Source organism: Pantoea sp. CTOTU49201 (assembly GCF_032054795.1).
GTDB lineage: Bacteria > Pseudomonadota > Gammaproteobacteria > Enterobacterales > Enterobacteriaceae > Pantoea > Pantoea symbiotica.
This window is the reverse complement of sequence record NZ_DAMBSA010000159.1, coordinates 1-9,599: the sequence shown is the minus strand read 5'-3', so window position 1 is coordinate 9,599 and position 9,599 is coordinate 1. Positions and strand designations below refer to the sequence as shown.

Here is a 9,599-nt window from a genome sequence, read left to right as displayed (position 1 = left end):
CGAAGATGTCACGCTGCTACTCAGCGTAGCTGCCGTGGTGCTGGAAGGCCGCAATGGCAGTTTGGCCGATCAGCTGACGGTGCTGTTAAAACCGCAGCCGGTTGCGCCGCCATCCCGCTTCCTGCCACATAAACAGGCCTTTCCTGCACCTACTCGCCTCGCTGCAGCGGAAAACTTGCAGCTGTTCAATGGCACCGGCGGCTACAGCGCCGATGGCAGCGAATATCACATTCTGCTGTCCCCACATCTTCAGACGCCCGCGCCCTGGTGCAACGTGCTGGCAAATAAACAGTTTGGCAGCGTGATCTCGGAAAGTGGTCAGGCCTACACATGGTATGAAAATGCGCACGAATATCGTCTGACGCCGTGGCACAACGATCCGGTTAGCGATACGTCGGGTGAAGCCTTTTATCTGCGCGATGAGGAGAGCGGCGATGTCTGGTCACCGATGCCGCTGCCAATGCGTGGCGCCGGTGATTATCTGACGCAGCACGGCATGGGTTACAGCCGCTTTGTGCATCAGGAGCAAGGCATCCGCAGCACGCTCACCACCTTCGTCGCGGGCGAACAGGCAGCGAAAATCACGTTGATCCAACTGAGCAATCTGTCTGGCAAAACGCGACATCTGTCGATTACCGGTTACGTCGAATGGGTGCTGGGTGAACTGATGAGCCAATCTGCTCGCCACGTACAAACCTCATCGGCGATAGTGGCCGATGGCAGCGCCATTCTGGCGATGAACCCTTACACCAGCGCCGGATCGGCGCGCACCGCATTCTTCGCCGCATCAGGTAATCAGATTGCTTTCAGCGGTAATCGCCTTGAGTGTCTGGGCCGCAATGGTTCAACGCGTAAGCCCGCGATGATGCAGGCGCGTGGCTTATCGGGCAACACCGGCGCGGGGCTCGATCCCTGTGCCACCTTGCAAACGCTGACCAGCTTAATTGATGGCGACACGCGCACCTTGGTGTTCGTATTAGGCGCGGCAGAAGATACAACAGCGGCGCTGACGCTGATGCAGCAATTTCTTCCCAGCGAACAGGCGGAAGCCGAACTGGCAAAAGTGCAGCAGCAATGGCGCGGTCTGCTAAACAAAGTCGAGGTGCAGACACCGGATGCAGCGGTGAACCTGCTGGCGAACAACTGGCTGCTGTACCAAACGCTGGCCAGCCGTTTGCTGGCGCGCAGCGGTTATTATCAGTCGGGCGGCGCGTTTGGCTTCCGCGATCAGTTGCAGGACACGCTGTCGCTCACACACGCCGCGCCCCACTTGCTGCGCGATCAGCTGCTGCTGTGCGCGTCCCGTCAGTTCCTCGAAGGCGATGTGCAGCATTGGTGGCATCCACCCGCCGGACGCGGCGTGCGCACCCGCTGCTCGGATGATTATCTCTGGCTGCCCTTTGCACTTTGCCATTACATCACCGCCACTAAGGATCTCGCGCTGTTAGAACAGCCAATTACGTATCTTGAAGCGCCACTGCTCGCGGCCGAAGAAGAGTCGGTTTATAGCCTGCCCAACGTCAGTCAGCTGCAGGAAAACCTGTGGCAGCATGGCTTACGCGCCATCCAGCATGGCCTGCGATTTGGCGAGCATGGTTTGCCGCTGATGGGTTCTGGCGACTGGAATGACGGCATGAGCGAAGTCGGCATTGCCGGTAAAGGCGAGAGCGTCTGGCTGGGCTTTTTCCTCTACAGCGTGCTCACGCGCTTTGCCGCGCTCTCCACACGTATCGGGCAAGCGGAAGCCGCTACGTTGTGCGAACAGCAGGCTGCAAAGCTGAAAACGGCACTCAATCAGCTCGCCTGGGATGGTGAATGGTTCCTGCGCGGCTACTTCGATAACGGCGAAACTCTCGGTTCCCAGCGCAACGCCGAATGCCGCATTGATGCTATCGCACAAAGCTGGTCGGTGCTGTCCGCTGCAGGCGATCACGATAAATGCATCTCGGCGATGCAGGCGCTAGATCAGCAATTAGTTGATAGCGATAACGGCCTGATCAAGCTGCTGACGCCGCCGTTTAATGGCGTTGGTCCCAATCCGGGATACATTCGTGGTTATCTGCCAGGCATTCGCGAAAACGGTGGGCAATACACGCATGGCGCGCTGTGGGCGATTATGGCGTTCGCGGAAATGGGCCAGGTCGATCGCGCATGGGAATTGCTGGCGCTGATCAATCCGATCAATCACAGCCTTGATGCGCACGCTGTTGCAACTTACAAGGTCGAACCTTACGTGATGGCGGCGGATGTCTATAGCGCCGATAACCACCAAGGCCGTGGCGGCTGGACGTGGTACACCGGTTCGGCAGGCTGGACCTATCAGCTGATTATCGAAACCCTGCTCGGCATCACGCGCCACGGCGATAAATTGCAGTTGCGTCCACGTCTGCCTAAGGCGTGGCCGGGCGCGAAGGTTATTTATCATGAAGGTGCCGCGCGCTATGAGATTGAGATACTACGTACATCCGGCGGTTATCAGCTGTGGCTGGATGATGAGCTGAGTGCCGATGATGTCATTACGCTCAGCGGTGAAGCTGCGATTCATCAGGTACGAATTCATCTCGCTGAGTAGCAATCACTGCGGTCATTAGTTTTCACCATAGCCAGCAGTGGGAAATATCACAGCGCCCTGCCAGCGTCTATTTTAGGGTAATTCTCCCCTACAAGGAGAATGACTAATGAGCCTCTTATCACCCGGCAATCGCCGGGATTTTCTTTCCGCTGGCATGAAACTCACCGCCGCAGGCACCTTACTCAGCGCGGGCATGAGCCGCAGCGTTCAGGCGGCGGCAACCTGCCAACCCGCCAATGCCAGCCGCGTGGATGCCACGCACTATCTGCTGCGTAATGTGCGGCTGGAAGAAGCTTTTATCCGCAAACAGGACGTGGTTACCGCCACGCGCACCGGTTTGTATGATGTCGAGGTGAATGCCGGCAACATCGCCGCAGTGCATCCCGCAGGCGTCAGCCTTAATTTGCCCGCATGGGATGCCGCCGGTTATCTGCTGCTGCCCGCCACGCGCGACATGCACATCCACCTCGATAAAACCTTCTACGGCGAAGGCTGGCGCGCGCCGCTGCCGCGCCATAACGTGATTGATATGATCCATCAGGAAGAGCAGATCTTGCCCGAACTGGTGCCGACTTCTGAAATCCGTGCCGAGAAACTGATTGGCCTACTGCAATCCAAAGGCAGCAGCTCCGCACGCAGCCATTGCAACATCGATCCGGTCAGCAAGTTACAAGGTCTGGAACATCTGCAGCAGGCAATTGCTAACCATCGCGACGATTTTCATGCGGAAATTGTCGCCTTCCCGCAGCACGGATTACTGCGCTCAAATGTCGAAGGCATGATGCGCGAAGCGATGAAGATGGGCGCGAACTATGTCGGCGGGCTGGATCCTACCAACGTCGACGGCGCGATGGAGAAGTCGCTGGATACGATGTTTAGCATCGCGCTCGATTTCGCCGCACCGATCGATATTCATCTGCACGAAACCGAACCGCACGGCGTGGCGGCGATTCGCTACATGCTGAAAACGGTGCGCGACAATCCGCAGCTGAAAGGCAAAGTGACCATTAGTCACGCCTTCGCGTTGGGTACGTTACAGGGTAACGAGTTGGCGGCAATGATTGAGGAGCTGAAAGAGCAGCAGTTCAGCATCGCTACCACCGTGCCGATTGGTCGCGTAATTATGCCGCTGCCGCAGCTGCGCGCCGCGGGCGTGCCAGTGTGGTCGGGCACTGACACCATCGCCGATCACTGGCAGCCGTTTGGCAGCGGCAGCATGCTGGAAAAAGCCAACGTCTATTCGCAGCTTTATCGCGGGCCGGATGAGTTTTCGCTCAGCCGCGCGCTAGGTATCGCTACTGACGAAGTGTTGCCGCTAAACAGCCAAGGCGAACAGCAATGGCCGAAAGCGCAGGATCACGCCACCATGATGCTGGTTAACGCCAGCTGTTCTGCGGAAGCCGTTGCGCACATCGCGCCGGTGATGGCGACGTTCTATAACGGTAGTCAGACGTTTGGCAGCTTAAACAAGGTATGAATTTAAACCAGGTGCGCATTAATGCGCACCCTACGGGAAAATCCGCACTTGCACCTGCGGGGTGCAGTTGCTGCTCCAGCAGCGGCAGTTTATTAATCTCATCAAGCTGACATGCGAGCTATCAGGCCATTCGCAGACTGGCGCGTTTCTTGCGTGTAACAAATTGTGACTTATCGTTACCTTTCGTCCAAAGAGGTCTGCGCTATGGAATTGAAATGGTTTGAAGATTTTCTCAGTGTCGCCCGCTGTTACAGTTTTACCCGCGCCGCCAATGAGCGGCATATCACGCAATCGGCGCTCAGTCGGCGCATCCGCCAGCTAGAAGAGTGGCTGGGCGTGCCGCTGTTTGACCGCAAAACCTATCCCGTCACCCTAACGCCGGAAGGCCAAACCTTTCTCGCCACCGCCAGCGAAACGGTATTCTCCATGACGCATCTGCGTAACGATCTGCATCAGCGCTACAGCTCACGCACCGCCGTGCTGCGCTTTGCGATGCTGAATACCCTTTCGCTGACCTTCTTTCCCGACTGGATTCAGCGGCTCAATTTGCAGCCGCACCTCAGCTACATCCGCTTATGCAATCAGAAGCCGAGCTTCGTCGAACACATTTCCACTCTGCACAGCGGTGAAACCGATTTCCTGCTGACCTACGCCAACGATGCTGTTTCCTTAATTCACCAGCTGGCGGCTTACCCGATGATCCAGCTGGGACGCGAGCGCGCTATCGCCGTGTGTCGTCCCGACAGCAGCGGCAAACCGCTCTATCCGGTACGCGCTGACGGCGGCCCAATTCCGTGGCTGAGTTACGGCCAGCACACTTTCTTCGCCCACGCGCTGGCGCAGATGCTGAGTAAACGGCCGCTGCCGCTGGAAGCGGTGTATGAAAACGGCATGTCAGTGAATCTCAAAGCGATGGTGTTGGCCGGTGCGGGTGTGGCTTGGCTGCCGCTGAGTTTGATCCACGAAGAGCTGGCCAGCGGCAATCTGGTGCGTGCCGATGAAAGCACTTGGGATATCTCGCTGGCAATTCGGCTTTATCGTCAACCGGTGCTGCAAAACCCGCAGGCAGAACAGCTGTGGCTGCGCGCCTGCGCCAGCGATACGGCAGACGCCGCCTGACGGCAAACTATGCAATTTTGGAATGGGGAGTGTGAATTGCTCATTGGCCTAACGCTGTTGTTTTCCTCCATGCTGCGAGTTCAGAGAGGCTGCCGCCTCTGGCGATACCTGACCAACCAAGCTGAGGACCATGATGGAAAACAAAGCGTTAGTGTGGAAATGGGTGGAGACACATCAAGCGGACTTTTGTGATCTGAGCGATCGCGTGTGGGGCATGCCGGAAATCTGTTATACCGAATATCGCTCGGTGGCGGAGCATACCGCGATGCTGAAACAGCAAGGCTTTCGCGTCACGGAGAACGTGGCGGAGATTCCCACTGCCGTGATGGGCGAAGCCGGTGAAGGTGGGCCAATCATCGCGTTTCTTGGCGAATACGATGCGTTGCCGGGGCTGAGCCAGGCGGCCGGTGTTGCGCATTACTCGCCGCTGCCGGGCAACGGGCATGGTCACGGTTGCGGGCATAACCTGTTGGGTTCCGCCGCGATGCTGGCGGCAACAGCGTTGAAAGCGTGGCTGGATGAAACTGGCTTGCCGGGTCGCGTACGCTATTACGGTTGTCCGGCGGAAGAAGGCGGCGCAGCAAAATCCTTTATGGCACGCGCCGGTGCCTTTGATGGCGTCGATGTTGCTATTACCTGGCATCCGAGCGCGCACCATGAAGTCGCCAAACCGCTGTCATTAGCCAACACGCGTATGGATTTTGCCTTCAGCGGCCGATCGTCACACGCTGCCGCCTCGCCGCATCTCGGGCGCAGCGCGCTGGATGCCGCTGAACTGATGAACGTCGGCGTGCAGTTTTTACGTGAACACGTGCCGCAGGATTCGCGCATTCACTACGCTTTTCTCGATGCCGGCGGCGTCGCGCCCAATGTGGTGCAAGCCAAATCCACCGTGCGCTACGCGATTCGTTCGCGCGATGTGCACGCCATGTTTGATCTCAATGAGCGCGTTAAGCGCGTGGCCGCTGGCGCGGCATTGATGACCGACACTCAGGTCGATATCAGCATCATGAGCGCCGTCTCCAATCTGCTCGGCAACCGCCCGCTGGAACAGGCGATGCAGCTTAATCTCGAAGCGCTGGGTCCGGTGCCGTTTGACCAGGCCGACCTCGCCTTTGCCGCCGAGATTCAGGCCACCTTAACGCCCGAAGAGATCGACAACTGCTACCGCAAAACCGGCGTTAAACCCGCTAATCCTAAACCACTCAGCGACTACATCATCCCGCTGGATACTCACGGCGAAGTGATGATCGGCTCCACCGATGTCGGCGATGTCAGTTGGGTGATCCCCACCGTGCAGGCACACGTGCCGACCATGGCAATTGGTACGCCCGGCCACTCATGGCAGCTTACCGCGCAGGGCAAAATGCCCGCGGCGCACAAAGCGCTGGCGCATGTCGCCAAAGTGATGGCAGCGACGGCGGTGGATGTGCTGACCGATAAAATGCTACTGGCGCAGGTGAAAAAAGCGCACTTCGAACAGGTGAGCGAGAAACCGTATCACTGCCCGATCCCTGCGGAGGTTAAGCCGCCGATTCAGCCACGCCCGGACCATCTGTAACCGCTCAGGAGAGAAGCATGACGATGAAAACACTCACTGCCGCCATCGCGCTGGCAGCAGGTTGCTGCGCCGCTTCGCAGGCCGCTACACCGCCCGACTCGCTGGTGATGGCATGGAATATTGACGCCATCAGCACCTGGGATCCGGCACAAATTGGTGAAGTGGTGACCAGCGAAATCTACTCCAATACCTGTGACACGCTGGTGGATTTTCGCGTCAGCGATGAAACTCAGCTCGATCCCGGCATGGCAAAAAGCTGGGACGTTTCAGCCGATCGCAAAACCATCACCTTTCATCTGCAGGACAATCTAAAGTTTGCCGACGGCTCACCGGCGACGGCAGGCGACTTAGCCTGGTCGATGCAGCGCGTGGTGAAACTCGGATACGGCAACGCCGCTGCCATCAAGGAGTACGGCTTCAGCAAAGAGAATGTCGATAGCAGCATCACTGCGCCGGATGATAAAACGCTGGTGATGAGTTTCGACAAAGCCTATCCCACCAATCTGGTGCTGCAGGCGATTGCCGCCAATAATGTCTCATCGCTGCTGGATCGCAAACTGCTAGAGAAGCAAGCGGTGGACGGCGATCTCGGCCACAAATATCTCTCCACCCACACTGCTTGCGTCGGCCCGTATCAGCTGGTGCGCTGGAACGCCGGTGAAGGCGTGGTGCTGCAAGCCTCGCCCAACTACTGGGGCAAAGCGCCAGTGCTGAAGCGCATTTTGATTCGTCACGTCGCCGAAACCGGTACACAGCGTTTACTGGTGACGCAAGGTGATGTGGATATCGCGCGCGATCTGTCAGCCGATGACCTGAAAACGCTGGATGAAGGCGGCAAGGTCAAAGTGGAGAAGGTGCTGAAACCGCAGCTGTTCTTCTGGACCTACAACAACGAAGACCCGATTTTCAAAAATGAAAAAGTGCGTCTGGCGATGCGCTACCTGATCGATTATGACGGCCTCGGCAACAGCGTGATGCCTTATCTCGGCGTGCCACGCGCCAGCTTTGTGCAGCAAGGGGCCTTTGGCGCGCTGGATGCCAAACAAGGCCAACCTTTCCATCTCGATTTAGACAAAGCGAAACAGCTGCTGACCGAAGCGGGCTATCCCAACGGCTTTAGCGCCTCGGTGCTGTTTGGCACGCTGCCACACTCAGCGCCGATCGCGCAAAGCATCCAGCAAAACGCCGCCAAAATTGGCGTGAAACTCAATCTTGAACGTATGGCGAATGCGCAGCTGTTCAGCCGCGTGCGCGGCCGCGAGTTCCAGAGCGCGATGATGGCGTGGCAAACCTCGGTGCCGGATGCCTACGGCAACGCTTCGCGTCTGGTTTATAACCCGGATAACAGCAAAGAGGCGCGCGCCACGCAGTATCCGAGCTGGCGAGCCGCTTATTTCGATCCGCAGATGAACCAGAAAGTGGAGACCGCGCTGCTGGAGCCGGACGACAGTAAACGCAGCGCGCTGTACGCCGATTTGCAGCAAGAGCAGATGCAAAAAGGCCCGATGGCGATCATGTTCCAGATGTACAACAGCGCGGGCATCAACGCCGTGGTGAAGAACTGGACGTGGAACGGTTTCCGCGTTTGGTACGGTGACGCAAGTAAATAATGGAGGTGGCTGATGTCTCAGGTGATCTCACCGCTCGCACAGAACACACCTTCCGCTGGCTGGCGTCTGTTGCGACGCCTTTCTAAGGGAGTTATTTCGATCGGTTGCACGCTGTTGGGGCTGGCCGCACTCACTTTCTTTATTGGCCGTTTGCTGCCGATCGATCCGGTGGTGGCGATCATCGGGGATAACGCCAGCCAGGAAGCGTACGACAAGATGTTCCAGCAGCTCGGCCTCGATCAGCCGCTGTGGCAGCAGTTTGTCGCTTACGTCTGGCAACTGCTGCATCTTGATTTTGGTATCGCGCTCACCACCAGCCATCCGGTGGCACAGGATATCGCCCGCGTGTTTCCCGCCACGCTGGAGCTGGCAACGGTGGCGGCGATTATCGGCGTGGGATTGGGCGTGCCAGCGGGCGTGCTCTCCGCCATGTATCGCAATACCTGGTTCGATCATCTGATGCGCTTTGTCGGTTTGCTCAGCTACTCCACGCCGCACTTCTGGCTGGGACTGATGGGTTTGCTGCTGTTTTACGCCACGCTGGGCTGGATTGGCGGCCCCGGACGCATCGATTTCATCTACGAGTTCGATCTCCAACCGGTGACCGGCTTTTGGCTGATTGATAGCGCGCTGAGCGGCAAGTGGGAGGTGTTCCGCAATGTGTTGGGTCACATCATTCTGCCCGCCTCGATTCTGGGTCTCAGCGCCCTCGCCTATATCAGCCGCATGGTGCGCAGCTTCATGCTGGAGCAGCTTTCGCAGGAGTACATCATCACCGCGCGGGTGAAAGGTTTATCGTGGGCGCGCTGTGTGTGGGTGCATGCGCTGCGCAATATCGCGGTGCCGACCTTGACCGTGGTTGCGCTGTCGTGGGCCTGGCTGCTGGAAGGCGCGGTGCTAACTGAAACGGTGTTCGCCTGGCCCGGTTTTGGCCGCTACCTCACCAATGCGCTGTTGGCCGGCGACATGAATGCGGTGGTTGGCTGCACCTTACTGATCGGCGCTATCTTCGTTGCCCTCAACCTGCTGTGCGATCTGCTCTATCGTCTGTTTGATCCCCGCACGCGTCAGGAGGAACCATGACCGATTCCGTGAACAAGTCCCCGGCGCTGCCCGCCTCGCGGAGCTTACGCGCCTGGCTGCGCGATCCGGCGCCGCAATCGCCGTTGCAGGCCCAAGTGCAGCTGATGTGGATTCAGTGGCGTCGCTTTTGCGACAATCCCGCCGCGGTGTTTGGTCTGCTGGTGTTACAGGTGATTA

Annotated in this window: 6 protein-coding genes and 1 pseudogene; all 7 read left to right on the top strand. The window is 58.1% G+C overall.

All coding sequences use genetic code 11. The annotated features are described in order from the left end of the window. Window positions 1–2,572, top strand: a 2,572-nt coding sequence (locus tag RTY00_RS12625) for a GH36-type glycosyl hydrolase domain-containing protein (protein WP_409519137.1), incomplete at its 5' end; no start/stop codon positions are given. A gap of 106 nt (window positions 2,573–2,678) precedes the next feature. Further along, window positions 2,679–4,049, top strand: coding sequence for an amidohydrolase (locus RTY00_RS12620; protein ID WP_312664688.1), 1,371 nt, complete (start codon window positions 2,679–2,681; stop codon window positions 4,047–4,049). Window positions 4,050–4,253: 204 nt separating this feature from the next. After that, window positions 4,254–5,168 carry a LysR family transcriptional regulator gene (locus RTY00_RS12615; protein WP_312664687.1) on the top strand — a complete coding sequence of 305 codons (915 nt, stop codon included), beginning with the start codon at window positions 4,254–4,256 and terminating at the stop codon, window positions 5,166–5,168. A 133-nt stretch (window positions 5,169–5,301) separates the two neighbouring features. Continuing rightward, a complete protein-coding gene (locus RTY00_RS12610; protein WP_312664689.1) occupies window positions 5,302–6,729 on the top strand; it encodes a M20 family metallopeptidase in 1,428 nt (475 codons plus the stop codon). Between the two features lie 17 nt (window positions 6,730–6,746). Then, the gene (locus RTY00_RS12605; RefSeq protein WP_312664686.1) at window positions 6,747–8,339 is read left to right on the top strand and encodes an ABC transporter substrate-binding protein; all 1,593 of its coding nucleotides are present in this window, start codon (window positions 6,747–6,749) and stop codon (window positions 8,337–8,339) included. Window positions 8,340–8,351: 12 nt separating this feature from the next. Beyond that, the gene (locus RTY00_RS12600) at window positions 8,352–9,422 is read left to right on the top strand and encodes an ABC transporter permease (RefSeq protein WP_154157070.1); all 1,071 of its coding nucleotides are present in this window, start codon (window positions 8,352–8,354) and stop codon (window positions 9,420–9,422) included. Continuing rightward, window positions 9,419–9,599 (top strand): annotated as a pseudogene (locus RTY00_RS12595) (D,D-dipeptide ABC transporter permease); the annotation flags it as partial. The gene RTY00_RS12600 and the pseudogene RTY00_RS12595, both read left to right, overlap by 4 nt.

Coding starts and splice junctions, on each gene's coding strand:
- RTY00_RS12620 (WP_312664688.1), top strand. CDS start 2,679: ATGAGCCTCTTATCACCCGGCAATCGCCGGGATTTTCTTTCCGCTGGC.
- RTY00_RS12615 (WP_312664687.1), top strand. CDS start 4,254: ATGGAATTGAAATGGTTTGAAGATTTTCTCAGTGTCGCCCGCTGTTAC.
- RTY00_RS12610 (WP_312664689.1), top strand. CDS start 5,302: ATGGAAAACAAAGCGTTAGTGTGGAAATGGGTGGAGACACATCAAGCG.
- RTY00_RS12605 (WP_312664686.1), top strand. CDS start 6,747: ATGACGATGAAAACACTCACTGCCGCCATCGCGCTGGCAGCAGGTTGC.
- RTY00_RS12600 (WP_154157070.1), top strand. CDS start 8,352: ATGTCTCAGGTGATCTCACCGCTCGCACAGAACACACCTTCCGCTGGC.